This window comes from Pseudarthrobacter sp. J47 (genome assembly GCF_049810315.1).
Lineage (GTDB): Bacteria > Actinomycetota > Actinomycetes > Actinomycetales > Micrococcaceae > Arthrobacter.
Map to the genome: position 1 here is coordinate 186,016 of NZ_CP187358.1, position 19,412 is coordinate 205,427.

21 protein-coding genes are annotated in these 19,412 nt (G+C 65.3%); 11 read left to right on the forward strand and 10 right to left on the reverse strand.

Features of this window, described 5'->3' with window-relative positions; translation table 11 throughout:
- Positions 1-2 precede the first annotated feature (2 nt).
- On the forward strand, positions 3-761 hold the full coding sequence (locus ACPJW8_RS00875; protein WP_330188024.1) for an SDR family oxidoreductase: 759 nt from the start codon (positions 3-5) through the stop codon (positions 759-761).
- A 106-nt stretch (positions 762-867) separates the two neighbouring features.
- Here the strand turns inward: ACPJW8_RS00875 and uraH are convergent, their stop codons facing one another.
- Together uraH and uraD are read right to left on the reverse strand one after the other, a co-directional pair.
- Positions 868-1,209 carry a hydroxyisourate hydrolase gene (uraH, locus tag ACPJW8_RS00880; RefSeq protein WP_330188023.1) on the reverse strand — a complete coding sequence of 114 codons (342 nt, stop codon included), beginning with the start codon at positions 1,207-1,209 and terminating at the stop codon, positions 868-870.
- Complete coding sequence (gene uraD, locus ACPJW8_RS00885) at positions 1,206-1,703, reverse strand: 2-oxo-4-hydroxy-4-carboxy-5-ureidoimidazoline decarboxylase (protein ID WP_330188022.1); 498 nt, start codon at positions 1,701-1,703, stop codon at positions 1,206-1,208. Before uraD ends, uraH begins: the two co-directional genes overlap by 4 nt.
- Before the next feature lie 136 nt (positions 1,704-1,839).
- Here uraD and ACPJW8_RS00890 point away from each other — a divergent pair, with 136 nt between their 5' ends.
- The 3 genes from ACPJW8_RS00890 (at position 1,840) to ACPJW8_RS00900 (ending at position 3,807) form a co-directional block, all read left to right on the forward strand.
- On the forward strand, positions 1,840-2,661 hold the full coding sequence (locus tag ACPJW8_RS00890; RefSeq protein ID WP_330188021.1) for a Cof-type HAD-IIB family hydrolase: 822 nt from the start codon (positions 1,840-1,842) through the stop codon (positions 2,659-2,661).
- A gap of 82 nt (positions 2,662-2,743) precedes the next feature.
- Positions 2,744-2,992 carry a hypothetical protein gene (locus ACPJW8_RS00895; protein ID WP_330188093.1) on the forward strand — a complete coding sequence of 83 codons (249 nt, stop codon included), beginning with the start codon at positions 2,744-2,746 and terminating at the stop codon, positions 2,990-2,992.
- A 68-nt stretch (positions 2,993-3,060) separates the two neighbouring features.
- The gene (locus tag ACPJW8_RS00900) at positions 3,061-3,807 is read left to right on the forward strand and encodes a glycerophosphodiester phosphodiesterase (protein ID WP_330188092.1); all 747 of its coding nucleotides are present in this window, start codon (positions 3,061-3,063) and stop codon (positions 3,805-3,807) included.
- A gap of 5 nt (positions 3,808-3,812) precedes the next feature.
- Here the strand turns inward: ACPJW8_RS00900 and ACPJW8_RS00905 are convergent, their stop codons facing one another.
- The gene (locus tag ACPJW8_RS00905) at positions 3,813-4,058 is read right to left on the reverse strand and encodes a hypothetical protein (protein ID WP_330188020.1); all 246 of its coding nucleotides are present in this window, start codon (positions 4,056-4,058) and stop codon (positions 3,813-3,815) included.
- Positions 4,059-4,141: 83 nt separating this feature from the next.
- On the opposite strand from ACPJW8_RS00905, the gene ACPJW8_RS00910 reads away from it, so the two are divergent.
- Entirely contained in the window at positions 4,142-4,366 is a 225-nt protein-coding gene (locus tag ACPJW8_RS00910) for a DUF6480 family protein (protein WP_330188019.1), read from the forward strand.
- A 27-nt stretch (positions 4,367-4,393) separates the two neighbouring features.
- On the opposite strand, the gene ACPJW8_RS00915 is transcribed toward ACPJW8_RS00910, so the two are convergent.
- Positions 4,394-5,386 carry an EAL domain-containing protein gene (locus ACPJW8_RS00915; RefSeq protein WP_330188018.1) on the reverse strand — a complete coding sequence of 331 codons (993 nt, stop codon included), beginning with the start codon at positions 5,384-5,386 and terminating at the stop codon, positions 4,394-4,396.
- Positions 5,387-5,488: 102 nt separating this feature from the next.
- Complete coding sequence (locus ACPJW8_RS00920; protein ID WP_330188017.1) at positions 5,489-6,487, reverse strand: EAL domain-containing protein; 999 nt, start codon at positions 6,485-6,487, stop codon at positions 5,489-5,491.
- Between the two features lie 148 nt (positions 6,488-6,635).
- On the opposite strand from ACPJW8_RS00920, the gene ACPJW8_RS00925 reads away from it, so the two are divergent.
- Positions 6,636-7,751, forward strand: coding sequence for a glycerate kinase (locus ACPJW8_RS00925; protein WP_330188016.1), 1,116 nt, complete (start codon positions 6,636-6,638; stop codon positions 7,749-7,751).
- Positions 7,752-7,754: 3 nt separating this feature from the next.
- On the opposite strand, the gene ACPJW8_RS00930 is transcribed toward ACPJW8_RS00925, so the two are convergent.
- A complete protein-coding gene (locus ACPJW8_RS00930; RefSeq protein ID WP_330188015.1) occupies positions 7,755-8,417 on the reverse strand; it encodes a DUF6766 family protein in 663 nt (220 codons plus the stop codon).
- A complete protein-coding gene (locus tag ACPJW8_RS00935; protein WP_330188014.1) occupies positions 8,410-8,943 on the reverse strand; it encodes a DUF6328 family protein in 534 nt (177 codons plus the stop codon). Before ACPJW8_RS00935 ends, ACPJW8_RS00930 begins: the two co-directional genes overlap by 8 nt.
- A gap of 171 nt (positions 8,944-9,114) precedes the next feature.
- On the opposite strand from ACPJW8_RS00935, the gene ACPJW8_RS00940 reads away from it, so the two are divergent.
- Both ACPJW8_RS00940 and ACPJW8_RS00945 read left to right on the forward strand, forming a co-directional pair.
- On the forward strand, positions 9,115-9,621 hold the full coding sequence (locus tag ACPJW8_RS00940; RefSeq protein WP_330188013.1) for a hypothetical protein: 507 nt from the start codon (positions 9,115-9,117) through the stop codon (positions 9,619-9,621).
- Between the two features lie 91 nt (positions 9,622-9,712).
- Entirely contained in the window at positions 9,713-10,624 is a 912-nt protein-coding gene (locus tag ACPJW8_RS00945; RefSeq protein WP_330188012.1) for an HAD-IIB family hydrolase, read from the forward strand.
- Here the strand turns inward: ACPJW8_RS00945 and ACPJW8_RS00950 are convergent.
- Entirely contained in the window at positions 10,621-12,096 is a 1,476-nt protein-coding gene (locus ACPJW8_RS00950) for an amino acid permease (protein WP_330188011.1), read from the reverse strand. The two genes, ACPJW8_RS00945 and ACPJW8_RS00950, sit on opposite strands and share 4 nt — an antisense overlap.
- A 451-nt stretch (positions 12,097-12,547) precedes the next feature.
- On the opposite strand from ACPJW8_RS00950, the gene ACPJW8_RS00955 reads away from it, so the two are divergent.
- The 3 genes from ACPJW8_RS00955 (at position 12,548) to ACPJW8_RS00965 (ending at position 16,869) form a co-directional block, all read left to right on the forward strand.
- Entirely contained in the window at positions 12,548-14,461 is a 1,914-nt protein-coding gene (locus ACPJW8_RS00955) for a beta-glucoside-specific PTS transporter subunit IIABC (RefSeq protein WP_330188010.1), read from the forward strand.
- Positions 14,462-14,487: 26 nt separating this feature from the next.
- Positions 14,488-15,918, forward strand: a complete 1,431-nt coding sequence (locus ACPJW8_RS00960) for a glycoside hydrolase family 1 protein (protein WP_330188009.1) — start codon at positions 14,488-14,490, stop codon at positions 15,916-15,918.
- A 108-nt stretch (positions 15,919-16,026) separates the two neighbouring features.
- Positions 16,027-16,869 carry a PRD domain-containing protein gene (locus ACPJW8_RS00965; protein ID WP_330188008.1) on the forward strand — a complete coding sequence of 281 codons (843 nt, stop codon included), beginning with the start codon at positions 16,027-16,029 and terminating at the stop codon, positions 16,867-16,869.
- On the opposite strand, the gene ACPJW8_RS00970 is transcribed toward ACPJW8_RS00965, so the two are convergent.
- Positions 16,817-17,959 carry a VanZ family protein gene (locus ACPJW8_RS00970; RefSeq protein WP_330188007.1) on the reverse strand — a complete coding sequence of 381 codons (1,143 nt, stop codon included), beginning with the start codon at positions 17,957-17,959 and terminating at the stop codon, positions 16,817-16,819. The two genes, ACPJW8_RS00965 and ACPJW8_RS00970, sit on opposite strands and share 53 nt — an antisense overlap.
- A gap of 71 nt (positions 17,960-18,030) precedes the next feature.
- Positions 18,031-19,383, reverse strand: coding sequence for a uracil-xanthine permease family protein (locus ACPJW8_RS00975; protein ID WP_330188006.1), 1,353 nt, complete (start codon positions 19,381-19,383; stop codon positions 18,031-18,033).
- Positions 19,384-19,412: the final 29 nt, after the last annotated feature.

The window sequence follows — 19,412 nt, forward strand, 5'->3', positions numbered from 1 at the left end:
CATTGACTGGAACCGAATCGCCCCGCGTAGCTGTAGTCACAGGGGCGGGCTCGGGAATCGGCCGAGCCGTGGCCCGGCTGATGCTCGCCGAAGGGTACCGGGTGGTCCTGGCGGGCCGCCGGGAAGATGCACTGGCCGAGACGGCTGACGGCGATCCCCACGCGCTGGTGGTGCCGTGCGATGTAACGGTGCCGGACGACGTCGAGCGCCTCTTCGCCGCCGCCCTTCAACGGTGGGGCCGGGTGGATGTCCTGTTCAACAATGCCGGTGTTTTTGGGCCAGCCGGCTCGGTGGATGAGATCAGTGTGGCGGACTGGAACGCGGTGGTGGCGGTGAACCTGACCGGCTCCATGCTGTGCGCCGCGGCGGCCGTCCGGGCCATGAAGGCGCAGTCCCCGCAGGGTGGCCGGATCATCAATAACGGCTCCATCTCCGCGCATTCGCCCCGCCCCCGGACCGTGGCGTATGCGGTGACCAAGCACGCCATGACCGGCCTGACCAAGAGCATTGAGCTGGATGGCCGCGGCTTCGGGATCACGTGCGGGCAGATCGATATCGGCAACACCGCCACGGACATCATGGACACCATCGGCGTGGGGGAGGGTGCGCTGCAGGCAGACGGCAGCCGCAAGGTGGAGCCCACGTTCCCCGTTGCCGACGCCGCCCGCGCGGTGCTGCTGATGGCCGGCATGCCCGCGTCGGCCAGCGTGGGTTCCCTGGTGGTGACGGCGGCGGGCATGCCGTTCGTGGGGCGCGGTTAGGTCCGTCTTCCCCCTCCCAACTAGGTAGCAGTAGGTGCCCTTATGAGCGTTCATAGGGGCACCTATTGCTACCTAGTTGGGCTCGATCGCCTGCGGGCGGTTGTGCTTAGCTGCCGCGGTAGCTGGAGAAGGAGAACGGGCTGAGCAGCAGCGGCACGTGGTAGTGCGCTTCCTCGGCGCGGACTGAGAACGTCAGCACCACCTCGGGGAAGAACGTTTCCGTGCCCAGTGCCTCGAAGTACGACGCCGTCTGGAACTCCAGGCGGTACGTTCCGGTTTCGAGGGCTTCCGGGCCAAGGTCCTTGACCCGGCCATCGGCGTCGGTGGTGGACTCTCCGATGGTCTCCCAGCCGGCAGCGCCGCGGGCGAGAAGGGCAACGGGAACCCCGGCTGCCGGCTTGCCGGTGGTGGTGTCCAGGATGTGGGTGGTGACGTGTGAAACGCTCATTCGCTGACAACTCCTTCTAGCCGCAGCAGGGCAATCTGCCGGAGCTGCTCCTGGATGATGGGTTCTTCCTGTTCGGGCGTGTGCCCCAGCCGTTCCTGCAGTGCTGCCAGGATTTCGGGCTTGCTGCGGCCGGCGGCGCGGATCAGGAACACCTGGCCGAACTTCTTTTCGTACTCAACATTGCCGGCGGCCAGGGCGGCCATGGTCTCCGCATCCGCCTCGCCCAGGCTCTGCTGTTCCTTCTGGGAGAACCTGGCTTCCGCGGTGTTGCCAGCGGCGCGCTCGCCAATCCGCGGGTGGTGGGCCAGCGCGGCTTCCACCTCGTCAGCGGTGAAGGGCTGTGCCGCATCCGCCGCAGCGGACTGGAGTTCGGCTACACTGCCGAACGGCCGGGCGTCCACTACCTCGTCAATCCAGCGCTGGATATCAAGGCAGGGACGCAGGGCGGCTTCCGCGTCAGTGCGGTCCGCCTGGTTGAACTGGGCGAGCAACATCGGCATCCTTCCGGATCAGGAAAACAAGGAGGTATTTCGTATTGCGGAAACTTAATTCCGGATAACGCAATAATACTCGAGCGATAGGACCCTGCGTCAACTGTGGCCGGAATGCGGTCCATCGTAGACTGACGGAATGCGGTTGGTAGCGAGTGACATGGACGGAACGATTCTTGGGCACGATGGCCGGATCAGCAGCCGCACCGTCCGCGCCTTCCACGCCTGCCGCGCCGCCGGGATCAAGCTCGTCTTCGTTACGGGCCGCCCGCCGCGCTGGCTCGCCCCGCTCGATGAACAAATGGGCCACACCGGAACCGTGATCTGCTCCAACGGTGCCGTGGTGTGGGATTTCGACGCCGACCGCCTCATCTCCGCCCAGCTGATGGGCCTGGATGACGTCCTGCACATCCGGCAGATCATCAAGAATCTTCGCCCCTCGGCCCTGTTTGCCGCCGAAACCCTCAGCGGATTCCACCTGGAACCGGGTTTCATTGAGAACGATTCCGGTGAACTCCTCGCCGAAGTCACCCCCGCGCCGCTGGCGGACACGCTGACTCCGGATGACGGCGTCGTAAAGTTCCTGGCGATCCTCCGGGAGGGCACCGCGGATGATTTCCTCGCGGAGGTGGCTCCCGCCGTCGGGCAGTTGGCTACGGTGACGCATTCCGCCCCCGGCGTGGCCATGCTGGAACTGTCCGCTCCGGGCGTCAACAAGGCAGTGGCCCTGGCCAAATACGCGGAGTCGCTGGGGATCGATGCCGCGGACGTGGTGGCCTTCGGCGACATGCCCAACGATATTGAGATGCTGCGCTGGGCCGGGCACGGTTATGCCATGGCCAGCGGTCACCCTGATGCCATCCGTGCTGCCGGCCAGGTTGCCCCGGCGTTTGAGGACGACGGCGTGGCGCAGATCCTCGAGGCCAGGCTGGCCATGCTGGGCAATTTCACAGCTAACTGACACCTGGGTATCACCTGACGTTCACCCTCGCGCTCTACGCTAGCCTCAGTTGAACAGGCAAGACGCGAATCCGGGGGACATCATGGGACGAAAAATCAGCCGCAAACTGCTGGATGGGCAGATGGGCCGCGCGCAGCCGGCGCCGCACTGGAAGGACCTCCGCCAGGGGGACCGCGTGATGGTCCGGCTCGCCCCGGGCTTTGAAACCAGCGGCCTGGTGGAGGACATGACTCCTGACTACAGCACCGTCTGGGTCCACTTGGACGAAGGCCGCGGCCGCACCCTGCTGCACTGCAGCGACGGCGTGGAGATCCTTCCCCACCTCTCCTGAGCCGGCGGAGTACGCTTCAGAATGTGACTGATGCGCTGCCGTTTTTTGACCCGCCGGGCACCATAGCCATGGCCCACCGCGGCTTTTCGCAGGATGGCCTGGAGAATTCCATGGCCGCGTTCCGCGCCGCCCTCGGGCTCGGGTACCGGTACCTGGAGACGGACGTCCACACCACGTCCGACGGCGTGGTGCTGCTTTTCCACGACAGCACCCTTGATCGCGTGACCGGCACGCCCGGACGGATCGCGGATATGAGCAGCGCCGAGGTTGCCACGGCGAGGATCGGCGGCAGGGAACCGGTGCCCACGCTTGCGCAGTTGGCCGCCGCGTTTCCGGACGTGAAGCTGAACCTGGATGTTAAGGACTGGAATTCGGTGAAGCCGCTGGCCCGGGCGATCGAGGACCTGAACCTGTACGACCGCGTGCTCGTGGCGAGCTTTTCGGACCGCCGACGCCGGGCCGTCCAGCGGCTGCTTAACCAGCGCGTTGCGTCATCCGCCGGTGTGGTGACGAATGCCGCGTTTGTGTTGCTGGGCCCGGTGCTTCCGGCACGCCTGCACCGGCTGCTGATGGCGCGGCTGCTCCGCAACGTTGATGCGCTCCAGGTTCCCGTCCGCCAGTGGTTCGTACGCGTGGTGACGGCGGGGATGGTGCGGCGCGCGCACGATGCAGGGCTGCAGGTGCATGTGTGGACCATCAACGGTCCCGCGGAGATGCACCGGCTGCTGGACCTGGGCGTTGATGGCCTGGTGACGGACCGGGCGGACCTGCTCAGGGACGTCCTGCGTGAGCGCGGTGCCTGGGCAGGCCGGTAGCCCGGCTACTCGCCGTCGTTGTGGAGCGAACCGGGGGCGGAAGTATCCCGCTCGCCTTCCTCGTGGCGTTCCTTGTCCATGGCGTTTGAGCCTTCGCTGAGCGAGGAGTGCACCTCCACGTCATCCTGTGGATCGGCCGGATCCGGGGTGCCCTTCTTGGCTGCCGCGGCTTCCTCCTCGGGCGTTGACGTGCCCGCGAGATCCTCCATGGCATTCTCTGCTGCCTTGCTGATGTTGTCTCCGAGTCCCATCTTCTGCTCCTTCTCACAAAATGATCAGTAGGCTTATGATTATTCCATACACACAGGAAATCCGCCGAGAGGAAGGTAGAACCATGCGCAAGATTCATCGCGACAGTGACTCCGCCGGCCGGGGAGACCCCGACCTAAAGGACCGGGACCTCAGGAACCCTGGCGAACACAGGGATTCCGCCACGTCAGCAAACCCGGATCCCGCTGCCGGCAACATCACGGGCCTGGAGCCCGGCGGGGGAGTACCGCCGGGGGAGACCCCGCCCGCGGAGGACCAGATGAGCGGTGACCAGGGGCACGAAGAATAAAAGGGAGCTACGCAGGGGAAGCGCCAGTCAGGGCGTTTTCCCGGCGTCCTGCTTGCTCCAGCTGGCCCAATCTTGCGGCTGCACCGTGGGGCGGCCCAGGAAATAGCCCTGGCCGGTGGTAATGCCGCAGGCTGCCAGGGCGGCGAGTTCCGCGGAGTTTTCCACGCCTTCGGCAACCAGTGAACAGCCCATGCGGGCCGCGAAATCCACCATGCCTGCCGCGAGCTGCTGCTGCCGCACGTCCGAGTCGATGCCGCTGATGATGTTCCGCCCCAGCTTGATGAAATCGGGGCCCAGCTGCACCATCCGGCTCATCGCGCCAAGGTCCGGGTTGAGGTCATCCACGGCGATCCGCAGGCCCTGGGCGCGGAGCGGGGCCAGGGCGGAAACCACGTCCGGGTAGACGTCGTCGCGGACGCTTTCGGTCAGTTCCAGCACGATCCGGTCCAACGGGATTTCGCCGGCGGCCAGCAGTCCGGCGAGCCGGGAATCAAGGCATGACGACGGCGAGATGTTGATCGACAGGAACGTGTGCCCGGGCAGTTGCTCGGCAGTCCGCAGCGCGGAACCCACAGCGGAAAACTCAAGATCGGCTCCGCGGCCCAGCGACGTGGCCTCGGCGAACCACACGTCAGGACTGGCGCCGTCGTCAGTGACAAAACGGGAGAGTGCCTCCACGCCCACCACGGTCCCCAGCCGAAGGTCCATGATCGGCTGGAAGGCGGTGAGCAGCATGCGGTTGTGCAGCAGTTCGCTGATGCGCATGTTCCGCTGCAGGGATCCGGGATGTTCGACGGCGGCAGCCGGCTCAGTGCCCGAAGCGGCTTCCTGCCCGGTACTGTCAGGGAGGTCGGGGAGCTCCCGGGTTTCCTGTAAATGGAGGAACAGGGCGCGCTCAGGCTCCAGCGGGTAGTCCGAAAGATGTTCGCAGAGGCGGCGGCGGATGGCCGCGTTGGCGGGATCGTCATTGGCCAGGACGCCGGCGATGATTCCCCAAGCCTGCACTCGTACTGAAGTCACTGTGGGATTCCTGATGAAGTTGGGATAAAAGGTGCCCCCGTACGGCCTGGGCCGTTTCCAAATCTTATAGTCAAGCCCCGTGTTTTCGCACGGACTGGCGATTTACTTGTCGCTTTTTATAAATCCGGCTCGAAGGAGCGGCTCCAGTGCAACCGGTGGTTGCGGCCTGCCGAAGAAGAATCCCTGCGCGCTGGTGCAACCCAGCCGCCGGAGTTCCGCCGCCTGCCCGGCGGTTTCCACGCCTTCCCATACGGCGTCCAGGCCACACGCGCGGATCAGCTGCAGCACCGCGGCTACAAAAGCCGACTGCTTCTTCTCCACTCCCAGGCCGGCGATGAGGGACCTGTCCACTTTCACTTTGTCCACCGGCAGCCGCTGCAGGTAGCTGATGGACGAATACCCTGCGCCGAAGTCATCGATCTCGACGCCGATTCCCAGGTTCCGCAGGGCCGCCAGTGAGTAGCGGTCAAGATCGTTGCCGGTGACGATCGCCTTCTCGGTCAGCTCGAAGATCAGCTGCTGGGGCCGCACGCCGGTGGCCGCGGCAAGGGCCCGGACGTCGTCGGCGAACTGCAGGCTTTGCAGTTGGGATGGTGCCAGGTTGACGCGCATGGTGAACGTGCCGCCGGCCAGTCCCTGTTGTTGCCAGGCGGACAATTGCCCGACGGCGGTGCGGAGCACCCAGGCGGTAACGTCCGGCAGGAGTCCGGCTTCTTCGGCGAGCGGGAGGATGGCGTCCGGGGCCAGCCGGCCGTGGACGGGGTGGTCCCAGCGGAGTAGTGCCTCCACGCCCTCGATGCTGTTGTCCGCCAGGGTGATCACGGGCTGGTATTCGAGGACCAGGGCGGAGCCGGCGTGGGTGGCCTGGCGCAGTTCTTCGGCGAGCTGAAGCCGCAGGCGGCGGATCATGGCCAGCCCGGGCTCCTTCACTTCGCTGCCGTGCGGATCCTGGCTGGGTAGGGATTCAGTTGGTGCGCCCGGCAGGTCTGCCGCGGCGCCGATCAGGGCGGCGCGGGCTTCCTCAAGCAGCGCGGCCTGTTCCTCCAGCTGGCGTTCCAGGTCCCGGCAGCGCTCCGCCAGGTCCTGGGATTCGGCAGTCATAGGGTTCCTCTCCGGGCGCGGCATGGTGGAACGGTTCCATCATTGTAGGTCCCTGATGCGGGGCGGCCGGGGAGTAAAGCCGCGAAATATTGGGCCGGGTTTTCAGCCAGGGCAAGCGCTTTCCCGGCGTAGCTGGCAGGATAGAGCCATGCGCATTCTTATCGCCCCGGACAAATTCAAGGGCTCGCTCACCGCTGCCGAGGCCGCCGCCGCCATCGCCGAGGGCGCCCTGCGGGTCTACCCGGATGCCGTAACCACCCAGTTCCCCATTGCCGACGGCGGCGAAGGAACCCTGGAGGCTGCCGTTGCGGCCGGCTACGAGGAGCGGCTGAACGCTGTGGTGGGTCCGGTGCTGGCGCCTGTTGGTGCCGCTTGGGCCTTCCGGAAGGACGATTCCACCGCCGTCATCGAAACGGCGCAGGCTTCGGGCCTGGCCCACATCGAGCCCACCCGCGAGAACGCCCTGCGCGCCCACAGCTACGGCTGCGGCCAGCTCATAGCCGCCGCGTTGGACACCGGCGCCACCGAGATCGTCCTGGGCCTGGGCGGCTCCGCCATGACCGACGGCGGCAGCGGCGCGCTCCGTGCCCTGGGCCTGAAGCCGCTGGACTCCGCCGGGAACGTGGTGCCGCTGGGCGGTGGTTCCCTTGCCGACGTCGTCAGCCTTGACGTTTCAGGACTGGACCCGCGCCTGGCCGCCGTGACGTTCCGGATCGCCGTGGACGTCCGCAATCCGTTGTATGGCCCTGAGGGTGCCGCCCACGTCTTCGGCCCGCAGAAGGGTGCAGACGAGGACGCCGTTGAGCAGCTCGACGCCGGCCTGCGCAACTGGGCGTCGATCCTCCGCGAAGCAACAGGCCGGGACGTCAACGTTCCGGGCACGGGCGCCGCCGGCGGCTTCCCGGCGTCGTTCCTTGCCTTCACCAATGCCCGGCTGGAAGGCGGCTTCGCGCTGGTGGCGGGCCTGACCGGTCTGGCGGATCAGCTGGCGAACGCGGACCTTGTCATCACGGGCGAAGGGTCCATGGATTCGCAGTCGCTCACCGGGAAGGCGCCCATCGCGCTGGCGGACGCCGCCCGTGAACGCGGGATTCCGGTGATCGTGGTGGCCGGACGCATCCTGGTGACCATGGAGGAACTCGCAGGCCACGGCATCGAAGCCGCCGCGCAGCTGCTGGACGTCGCTCCCACCACGGAAGACGCCGTCGGGCAGGCCGCGAAGTACCTCACGCTGGCAACCCGCCAGGTCCTGGAAGGCGCGTAGGGGTCAGGCGCCCGTCTCCGAATGGGGTTCGTCCACCGGCTTTGATTCGGGCGAGCCCTTCTCCCTGAGGTAGACGGAGGCGCCCACCAGGACGGCCACGGCCAGGAACTCACTCTGCCAGTTCTGGAAGGACTCGAACCAGAACCTGCTTGTACCCAGGTATTGCATAGTGGTCACGGTTTCGCCGCCGTGGCTCTGCTGTTCCTCGTTGTAGGCGTCCGCGCCGCCCACCGCGTGCAGGGCGAACGAGGCAAAAAACAGGCCGAACAGCAGCAGGGACAGCGAGTGCTCGTAGACCTTCAGGGCAAAGCCGCCCTTCTTCACTGGGCCCGGGGCGCCGTCCTCGGTGAAGGTTTTACGCGGCTCCTGGTCCTGCTCGGCCTCCGGGCCTATGGGCTTGGACTCCGAGGATCCCTTCTGGAAAAGGAAGATGGTGAGCACCACGTACATGCCCATCTGGAGGAACTCGGACTCCCAGTTTTCAAAGGTGGCCTCCACGAATTCGCCCGTTCCAAGGAACCCGAGGACGGAAACGGTGGGCTGCCCGTGGGCCGCCTGCTCCTCGTTGTAGTTCGCGGCACCCGTGAGGATCATGCCGCCCAGGAACACCACGAACAGGCCAAGATTCACCAGCAGGAGCCCATGCTCTTTGAACCATTTACGCATCGTCGTTTCCTCCCGGGGTCGGTGATGAGCCATTGGTTGTCCCCGTGCCGCCCTTGCTGAGCCTGCTGGGCACGTAGACCATCAGGATCACCAGCAGGGCCAAAAGAATTCCTCCCGCGTAGAGGCCGGCAGCCCGTCCGGCCGTGACGTCAAAAACCAGGGCCGCGGTGCCCGCACTCAGCAGTCCGACGCCGGCCAGCGCAACCTTGGTCAGGGTGTTGGCGCTGGTCACCAGGGTTTCCTTCAGCCGTTTCCGGAACAACCGGCGGTGGATGCTGACCGGCACCAGGATGCATGCGGTGGTAAGGGAGGCGATGACCACGTTGGTCAGGTAGAGGCCCACCTGGTAGTCGTCCAACGTGGCGAAGCGCTCCTGGAACGGCAGCGTCAGCAGCAGGCCTGCGAGGATCTGGACGCCGGTCTGGAGCACCCGGAGCTCCTGGAGGAGTTCGCCCCAGTTGCGGTCCATGCGCTCTTCACGCGTTTCGTTCCGGCCGCTCTCCTCGTTGGCTTCCAGTTTGGACATCACCACTCCTCCGCAGCCTGTTCAATTCCAGTCCCCACGTGCTCTAAACCTAGGCCGAGGCAGCCCGGGTTTCAATGATTTGATAAGTTTACTGATTATTTTGTTGGAAAGCATGGACCTGCGCAGAGGGGCTGCGTTAGCGTCAAAGGGACCACTCTCACAGGAGGAAGCATGAGCGAAAACCAGCAACGCAACCCCGATGAGGAAGCCGGCGGCTACGGCACCCCTACGGCGGAGCAGGAAGCGGGCGGGCAGAAGTTTGCGCAGCCCCGCGACGAGGAAGACTTTGATGCAGCAGGCCTGAGTCAGGACACCTCCGACGACGGCGGGAGCTACCAGACTGCCGCACCCAGCCTCAGCCACTTCGATCCTGAGGAAGAAGACACCGCCGGAGAGCCTGGAGCCGGCCGGTTCGGCGGAACGGACGATCAGAGCCACGCCGAAAGCGAAGCGGACAATCCCGGATTCGAACCTTCGCTGGCGGAGTCCGCGGAGGACCAGGCCACGGGCCGGCAGGGGTTTGGGGATGAAGGCGTGCAGGCCGGAAACCCGGAAGACAGCGGGGAAGACGTTGACGACGAGGACGTGATCCTGCCTTCGTCCGAAGCCGAAATGGACGAGGGCAACACCGAGGACCGCGAACCCGGTACCCCGTTCAGTTCCGAAACTGAACACTAGGACCGGCCCCCGGGGGCAGCGGCTGCAGTGACATGTTCCCCACCCGGCCCGGCTGGGTGGCGAGCGCGTGCGCCCGGTATGATCCGGAAACATGAGCTCCCAGCCAAGCGCCGCCGTCGCCAGCACGTCAGTTCCCACTCCGGCTGCCGGCCCTGCTTCCGCAGCTGTCCGCGCCGTTTTCCTGGATGTGGACGGAACCTACGCCGATTACGGGGTGGTTCCTGACGGCCATGTGCGTGCTGTCCAGGCTGCCCGCGCTGCGGGGCACAAGGTCTTCCTTTGCACCGGGCGCCCGTTGTCCATGCTGCCTCCGAGCATCCTCGCCGCGGGATTCGACGGCGTCGTGGCCAGCGCCGGAGCCTACGTCCAGGTGGCAGGTGAGGTGCTGGTGGACCGCCGGCTGCCCGACGACCTTGCCTACCGCGCTGTCGCCGCCCTGGACGCGCACGGTGCGGTGTACATCCTGGAAGCGGTGGAGGCGCTTTACGCTCCGGAATCCGTCGAAGCCCGGCTCCGTTCGATCGTCCGGCAGCACTTCAGCAACCACCCGGACGGGCCCGAGGCCGGTTCCTCAGCCATCCTCGGCGCCGTCCGCCCCCTGCCCGCCCCGGCCGATGCCGCGGACCTCCCCGCCTTCGCGAAGGTCTCCGTGTTCGAATCGCCCGTGCCCATGGAGCAGTTGGTGACGGAGATCGGTGACGGGATTGCCGTCGTCGCAAACTCCATTGTGGAGGAGGGCCGGCACGCAGGTGAGCTGTACCAGGCGGGCCTCAGCAAGGCCGACGGCGTCGCGGCAGCCATTGCCCACCTCGGCATTGCCCGGGAGGACACTGTGGCCGTGGGGGATGGCGAAAACGACCTGGAGATGATCGCTTACGCGGGCATCGGCGTCGTGATTGAAGGATCCTCACCAGCCCTGATGGCCCTGGCCGACCGCACCGCCGCGCCCCCGCATGAGGAAGGCCTGGTTGCGGCCTTCGCCGAACTGGGGCTCGCCCGCTAGACGGACACCTTCTCCGCTTCTTCCGTGGACTCCGCTTTCGCCGGGATCATCTCCGGCGTGTGGTTGCGGCGGCCCTTGCCGTACTTGAAATGGAACACCAGGTAGCAGGCGATGGTGAAGGCACCGCCGAAGTACAGTGCCGGGGCCTGCGTGGGGTCGAAGCCGATGCCGATCATGGAGCCGAGGCACGCCAGGAAGGCGACGATCGGGACCAGCGGGAAGAGCGGAGCCTTGTAGGGCAGGGCGGAGAGGTCCCCGCCGTTGCGGATGAAGGCGCGGCGGTGGAAGAAGTGCGAGGCCACGATGGACATCCAGACTGCCACCGTTGCGAAACCGGCCACCGACGTGAGGATCAGGTACACGGTGGTGGGTGCCACCACGCTGCTGATCAGCGACGCGAGGCCGCCGAAGATGCTGACAACCAGGGCCAGCATGGGGATGCCGCGTTTGGTGAGCTTGCGGAAGGCCTTAGGTGCGTGGCCTTCTGCGGAGAGTGAGAACAGCATGCGCGCGCAGGAGTACAGGCCGCTGTTGCCGGCGGACAGGAGCGCCGTGATGACCACGAAGTTCATGATGTCCGCAGCGTAGGGGACGCCGATGCTGGCGAAGACTGTGACGAAGGGGCTCTCGTCCAGGCCGGCCTGCTCGTAGGGGATGGTCGCGGCGATCACCGTGATGGCGCCGATGAAGAAGATCACCAGGCGCAGCACCGTGGTGCGCATGGCCTTGGGGATGTTCTTGGCCGGATCGGTGGTCTCGCCGGCTGCCACGCCGATCAGTTCGGACCCGGAGAACGCGAAGAACACGACCAGGACGGTGACCAGCACCCCGGTAAAGCCATTGGGGAACAGACCCTCGGTGGTGGTGAAGTTTTCAAAGAGGTGCGGGTAGTTGCCCTCTGCCATCGGGTGGAAGCCCACCAGTGCGGCGCCGCCCAGGATGATCAGGCCAACGACGGCGGCAACCTTGATCATGGCGAACCAGAACTCGCTTTCGCCGAACACCCGGGAGGAGATGGCGTTCATGCTGAACAGCACCGTAGCGAACAGCAGGCACCAGATCCACACGGGAACCTCCGGGAACCAGCGCTGCATCAACAGGCCCGCCGCCGTGAACTCCGAGCCCAGCGCAACCACCCACGTCAGCCAGTACAGCCAGGCGGTGGTGAAGCCGGTAGCTGGCCCGATCGAGCGGGCCGCGTAAATGTGGAAGGCACCCGAAACGGGGTACGCGATGGCCAGCTCGCTCAGGCACGCCATCACCAGGTAAACCACGACGGCGCCAATCAGGTACGCGATCACCGCACCCAGCGGACCGGCCTGGGAAATTGTGTAGCCGGAGCTGACGAACAGCCCGGAACCGATCACGCCGCCCAGGCCGATCATCACCAGGTGGCGGGCCTCCATGGACCGCCGAAGGCCTGGTTCCTGGGTTGGGGTTGAGTCGCCTGTTGGGAGCGGGGCAGCGCTCATGGATCCTCCGTTGGGTTGGTCCGTTGGTCAGAAATCTGGCGCGCAGAATCGCCCGGTTTCAAGCCGGAATCTGCGGAAGTCCGGTCCCTAGGGTACTGGGGAAGCAACCCGCCGGACCACGTGCGCTGATCAAGTTAGCACGCAGCGCGCGCCGCGTGAGACGTGGAACACATTGGCAAAAAATGCTCATGGGTAGCGGCCGGGAACGTGACGTGAGCAACAGCTGTGCTTACGCTTGGGCGACATTGTTGCAAGTATCGCTGGTCTGTGCTGCGGTTCCCCGAAAACTTTTGCTTGCCAAGTGGCGCCGATCACCGCTAGTGTTTCCGGAGCAGGCGATGCCGCCTGAAGGATTGTTACTCGGCAACGAGGCAAGACCTGAGACGCACGGAGACGTGTGGCTCGGGTCTTTTTTTGTGCCCGAAAACAGGAATGGACAGAAAGGACTGCCATGGCCTCCGTGGATTACAGGTCTTTGGCCGCAGACATTTTGGAGAATGTCGGCGGCGAAGCAAACATTGTTGGCGCCACGCACTGCGCCACCCGGCTCCGGCTCAAGCTCCGCGACGACGCGAAAGCCAACACGGCCGCCGTCGAAAAGCTGCCCGGTGTGATCACCGTGATGCAGGCCGGCGGGCAGTACCAGGTAGTGATCGGAAATGACGTTCCCACTGTTTTCGCGGAGCTCGGCAGGATCACCCGGTTTGGCGGGGACGACGAGGTCCACGACGACGCTCCCAAGGGCAACCTGTTCAACCGCTTCATTGAGATGGTCTCCGCCATCTTCTCGCCCATCCTTTGGCCGCTGGCCGGTTCGGGTCTGCTGAAGGCGTTCCTCAGCATGGGCACCACCTTCGGCTGGGTGGAAGCCACCAACCAGACCTACGTCATCCTGTCGGCCGCCGCGGATGCACTCTTCTACTTCCTCCCCATGTTCCTGGCCGTCACCGCGGCACGCCGCTTCAAGACAAACCAGTTCACCTCCATGGCGATCGCCGGCGCACTGGTGTACCCCAGCATCATTGGACTGACCACCGCGGGCGAACCGGTGTCCTTCGCCGGAATTCCCATGGTCCTGATGAACTACACCAGCTCGGTGATCCCCATCATCGTGGCCGTCTGGCTGCAGGGCTACCTGGAGCGCTTCCTGCTGAAATTCCTGCCCTCGGCCATACGGAACTTCATGACGCCGCTCCTGACGATCGCTATCATGGTGCCGTTGACCCTCCTCACGGTGGGACCCATCACCACCTACGCCTCACAGGGCATCTCGGCAGGCATCACGGCGATCTTCGGATTCGCGCCGTGGCTGGCCGGCGCCATCATGGGTGGCTTCTGGCAGGTGTTCGTGCTGTTCGGCATGCACTGGGGATTTGTCCCCATCATGACCAATGACCTGGCCACCACCGGATACTCGCTGCTGATGGGCCCACTGGTGCCGGCCGTCCTGGCCCAGGCAGCGGCCATGACCGCTGTGGCCCTCCGGACCCGCAGCGCCAAGCGCCGCCAGGTGGCTGCGCCTGCTGCCCTGTCCGGATTCCTGGCCGGCGTTACCGAACCCGGCATTTACGGCGTCAACCTGCCGCTGAAGAAGCCGTTCTACTTCGGCGTGGCCGGCGGCGCCGTGGGCGGCGCGATTGCGGCGATGGGCGGCAGCGCGTCCAGCGCCTTTGTCTTCCCGTCGGTTCTCGCCCTCCCGGCCTTTACCTCTGTAGGCAACTTCGGCGTGCTGCTGGCCGGTACCGCAGTCGCCATTGCCATCGCCTTCATCCTCACCTTCCTGCTCGGTCCCCGTGAGCAGGCAGACGATGCCGTTGCAGCCGCCCCTGAAAGCCCCGCCGTGGACGCGGCTGCCGCAGCCGCTGCAGCCACCGGCACCGGCGCAGCTGCAGCCACCGGCGCCGGCACTTCCAACGTGACTGTCCTGGCCCCCGTCACGGGAACCGTTGTTGCACTTGCTGATGTCCAGGACAAGGTCTTCGCCTCGGGTGCCATGGGCAGCGGAATCGGTGTTGTTCCCGAGGAGGACAACGTCTACTCGCCCATCGCCGGGACCGTCCAGGCCGTGATGAAGACCGGACACGCTTACGGGATCAAGTCCGACGACGGCGTCGAGGTCCTCGTGCACATCGGCATCGACACCGTCCAGATGGATGGCGAGGGCTTTGAGGCCAAAGTGGCCCGCGGCCAGCGCGTGGAAGCCGGCGACCTGCTGGCAACAGCAGACCGGGGAAAAATCCTGGCCGCGGGGTATGACTCCACGACGCTGATGGTGGTCACCAACACCAAGGCGCTCACCGCCGTCGTACCACTGGGGACCGGACACCTCACGCACGGTACCCCCGCACTCGACGTCGAACTCTGAACCTGAAACGAGAGGACCAGCACAGCATGAGCCACGCAACTGTCAAAGCCGCCACCGGACCGTTCCCCGAAGGATTCCTGTGGGGTGGTGCCACGGCAGCCAACCAGCTCGAAGGTGCCTACAACGAAGGCGGCAAGGGATTGTCCATCCAGGACGTGATGCCCCAGGGCATCATGACGCCGCCCACGGAGGGCCCGACGCCGGACAACCTCAAGCAGGTAGGAATCGACTTCTACCACCGGTACGCGGAGGACATCGCCCTGTTCGCGGAGATGGGCTTCAAGGTCTACCGCTTCTCCGTCGCGTGGAGCAGGATCTTCCCGAACGGCGATGACGAACAGCCCAACGAGGAAGGCCTGGCGTTCTACGACCGGGTCCTGGACGAACTGGAAAAGCACGGGATCCAGCCGCTGGTAACCATCAGCCACTACGAAACCCCACTCAACCTGGCCTGCACCTACGGCGGCTGGACCAACCGAAAGCTGATTGACTTCTACGAGCGGTACTGCCAGGTGTTGTTCGAACGATTTGGCAGCCGGGTCAAGTACTGGCTGACGTTCAACGAGATCAACTCGGTGATCCACGCGCCGTTCCTCTCCGGCGGGATTCCCACGCCCCGGGAGCAGCTGACGGACAAGGACCTCTACCAGGCCATCCACCACGAACTGGTGGCCTCCGCACGGGCAACCCGGCTGGCCCGGACCATCGTGCCCCAGGCCCAGGTGGGCTGCATGATCCTCGCCCTGCCCGTCTACCCGCTGACACCGTCTCCGGATGATGTGGTCAAGGCCATGGACACCGCACACGCCAGCTACGCGTTTGGCGACATCCACTGCCGCGGCGCGTATCCCGGCTATCTGCTGCGGTACTTCAAGGACAACGGAATTGACCTGGACATCACGGACCAGGACCGCGAGGACCTGCAGAACACCGTGGACTTCGTTTCTTTCAGCTACTACATGAGCATCTGCGAATCGGCCGATCCGTCAGTAGTGCAGGGCCCGGGCAACATCATGGGAGGAGTGCCCAACCCCAAGCTTGAAGCGTCCGAATGGGGCTGGCAGATTGACCCACAGGGCCTGCGCGTCGTCATCAACGATTACTGGGAACGCTGGCAGAAGCCGCTGTTTATCGTCGAGAACGGCATCGGCGCCAAGGACGTCCTGGTGGAGGCTGATGGCGTGCTGACTGTGGAGGACGATTACCGGATCGATTACATGAACGACCACCTGGTCCAGGTCCGTGAGGCCATCGCCGATGGCGCCGACGTGCTGGGCTACACCTCGTGGGGCTGCATCGATGTGGTCAGTGCCTCTACGGCGCAGCTCAGCAAGCGCTACGGTTTTATCTATGTGGACAGGAACGACGACGGTTCGGGAACCCTTGAGCGCTACCGGAAGAAATCCTTTGGCTGGTACAAGGACGTGATCGCCAGCAATGGTGCTTCGCTGCGCTGAATAAGCAGCACGTTCGCGCTGCCCTGAACCGGCAGCAATGACAAGGCGGGGCGGGAGCCGGCACCGGTTCCCGCCCCGCTACCCACCGGAGGCAGGAGAAACAACGACGTGGAAATCCTGCGCGTCTTCAATAACAACGTGGTGCTTTCGCGCGATCCCAACGGCCGCGAGGTGATCCTCACCGGCAGGGGACTGGGCTTCCAGGCCAAGCCCGGGCAGGCAATCGACCCTGCCAAGGTGCTGCGTACGTTCGTGCCCGAGGATGGCAGGGACCCGGACAACCTGGGGGCCATGGTGGCAGCCATTCCGCCAGAGCACGTGCTCCTTGCCGAACAGGCCCTCGAGGCCGGCCGTGCCGAAATGCCCATCCCGTCCAGTACGGTGCTCTCCATCGCGCTGGCGGACCACCTCAGCTTCGCCATCAAGCGGATGCGCCAGGGGCTGATGTTTGACTACCCGCTCCGGGCCGAAGTCACCCACCTCTATCCGGAAGAGCTGCGGGCGGCGCGGCGCATCCTGGAGTTCGTCAACTCCCGGCTCGAGGCGCCATTGGTGGAGGACGAAGCCGTGGCCATTGCACTGCACCTGGTCAACGCCGGGTTTGCCACGGGGGATCTGTCCTACACCTACCAGATGACCGGCGTCTTCGCGCAGCTGTTCGAGGTGCTGGAACAGGCGTACAGCCGGCCGTTTGACCGGAACACCGTCAACGCAGCCCGGTTCATCACCCATCTCCGGTATTTCTTCGTGCGGGCCAATTCAGGGCGTCAGCTGGATGAGCGCGGCGGCAAGCTCCGTGACGCGATCCGGGAGTCCTACCCTGAGGCACACTCGACGGCGCTCAAGCTCCAGGCAGTCCTTGAGCTGCGCCTTGGCGAGCCGCTCACCGAAGACGAAGTCACCTACCTGACCCTTCACGTGGCGCGGATGGTGGACGAGGACCGGACCTGATCGTCGCCCCAGCCCGCGCGTCAATCATTTCCGCTCCGCTCAGCACACCGGACAGGCCCCGCTTTTTGGTCAACGGAACTGCGATGAAGGCTGCGAAGAGCACCAGCCCGGGCAGCGGATCCAGCACCGTCACGGGAACCACGGCCGCCAGGAAACCCAGCACTGAGTACAAGCCACCCGTGACGCTGGCGCGCAGGAACCGGCGGGATGCGCGCGCGGCAGGCCACTCGGGCTTCAGCCACACGGCACGCTGCCCCAGTGAAGCGCCGCTGGGGTAGAACGCCGGCAGGTAAAACACCAGGAAGCCGGGGATCAGGTAGATCAGGACCTGGCTGACCGGATTCTCGTCGTCGGGCAGTTCCATGCCCAACGTCATCAAGCCAATGCGGTAGAGGATCACAAAGACGGCGCCCAGGAAGGAAAGGGCGGCGTAATCAATGACCATGCCCAGCCAGCGCCGCCAGACGGTCACCGGACGGCTGCGGCCACGGGTGGCCAGAAGCTCCTTGCGCTGCGGCATAAACCAGAGCAGGAGCGGGGCGAACAGTGCGCCGATCAGTGCTCCGAGGGTGTTGGTGATGAGGTCATCAACATCGCCCACCCGGTAGGCGCAGTCGTAGAGGCCCCACAGGCCGGTGAACTGGGTCAGTTCGATCAACACCGAGGCGGCGGCGCCGGTGAGCACGGCCACCGGGATGCTCCAGGAAAGGTAACGCCGCGCAATAACGCCCCACGGTATGAACAGGATGACGTTGAACGCCACCTGGAGCGTGGCCCGGCTTGTCAGGATCCCCGTGATCCCCAGGCCTGCAGTCTCACGCTGGATGTCAGAGATGAAGTTGAACGGGATGCCCTGGAAGACGCTTCCTCCGGGCGGGCACTGCAAGTCGGCAGGATCGGGGAGCGGCAGCAACGTGTAGGCAACCAGGGCCACTCCATAAACGCTGAGGCCCGCAGCGCCGAAGAAACGAAGCCACGTGAAGCGGCCGTACATCCTGTACTGGATGGCAACGATCGGCACCATAAACAGCACGAAGGCAATCGCCCCGCCCAGGATGCCCACGTACGCCGGCCAAACCCAATCGCCCACAATTCCCCCAGCCCTTTATCTACGTAAAACCGCTCCAACCCTAGCGGCCAGGCTGAGAACCGGAGCGTCGGCTAGCGCTTCTTGCCGCCGCGCTTGGCAGCGGCGTTGACCGCGGCCTTCACTACCGGCGGCAGTCCTGCCGTCTCGCTTTCCGGCTCGGCGACGGTGCCACGCCAGCGGGCAAGCGCCTTCATGCCGTGGTAGATCACCAGCGCGGCGGCCGAACCCAATGCGATGCCCGTGAACTTGAGCTCGCCAAGGGTCCACGTGTAGTCGGCGATGCCGATGATCAAGGCGACGGCCGCCGTCGTAAGGTTGATCGGGTTGGAGAAGTTGACCTTGTTCTGCACCCAGATCTTCACGCCCAGGATGCCGATCATGCCGTAGAGCATGGTGGCCGCTCCGCCCAGGACGCCGGCTGGAACCGTGGCGATCAGCTCGCCGAACTTGGGGGAGAAGCTCAGCAGGATCGCGAAGACACCCGCAACCCAGTACGCGGCCGTGGAGTAGACCTTGGTCGCGGCCATCACGCCGATGTTCTCCGCGTAGGTGGTGGTGCCGGAGCCGCCGCCGAAGCCGGCCAGTACCGTGGCGGCGCCGTCGGCCATCAGCGCGCGTCCGGAGACGTCGTCGAGGTTCTGTCCGGTCATCGCGGCCACCGACTTCACGTGCCCGATGTTCTCAGCCACCAGCACCAGCACCACCGGAACGAACAGGCCAACAACGCCAAGGTGGAACTCCGGCGTCTGGAAATGCGGCAGCCCGATCCATGCGGCGGCCTCCATCTTTTCGTAGCTCACCTCGCCGCGCAGCATGGCCACGAGGTAGCCCACCACCACGCCCACCAGGATGCTCAGCCGGCCCAGGATTCCGCGGAACAGCACGCTCACCAGGATGATCGTGGCCAGCGTGATCATTGCGGTGACGGGGGCGGCGTCGAAATTGTTCTTCGCAGCCGGCGCCAGGTTCAGGCCGATCAGCGCAACGATCGCACCGGTCACGATCGGCGGCATCAGGCGGTTGATCCAGCCCGCGCCAAACTTGTGCACCACCGCACCAATGAGGGCAAGTACGACGCCGGCCAGCACCACGCCGCCCAAGGCTCCGGCAACGCCGTACTGATCCTGGGAGGCCGCGATGGGTGCGATGAACGCGAAGCTGGAGCCGAGGTAGCTTGGCACGCGTCCCCTGGTGATGACCAGGAACAGCAGGGTGCCGATTCCGGAGAACAGGAGGGTGGTGGCGGGCGGCATGCCGGTGATGATGGGCACCAGGAAGGTGGCGCCGAACATCGCCACCACATGCTGCATCCCGACGCCGATGGTCAGCGGCCAGGAGAGGCGTTCGTTGGGTGCCACCACGTGGCCGGGACGGATGGACTTGCCGTTTCCGTGCAGCTTCCAGTTGGTTCCGAGCATGCTCATGGGCGGAGCCTTTCAAAAAATGGGGGGGT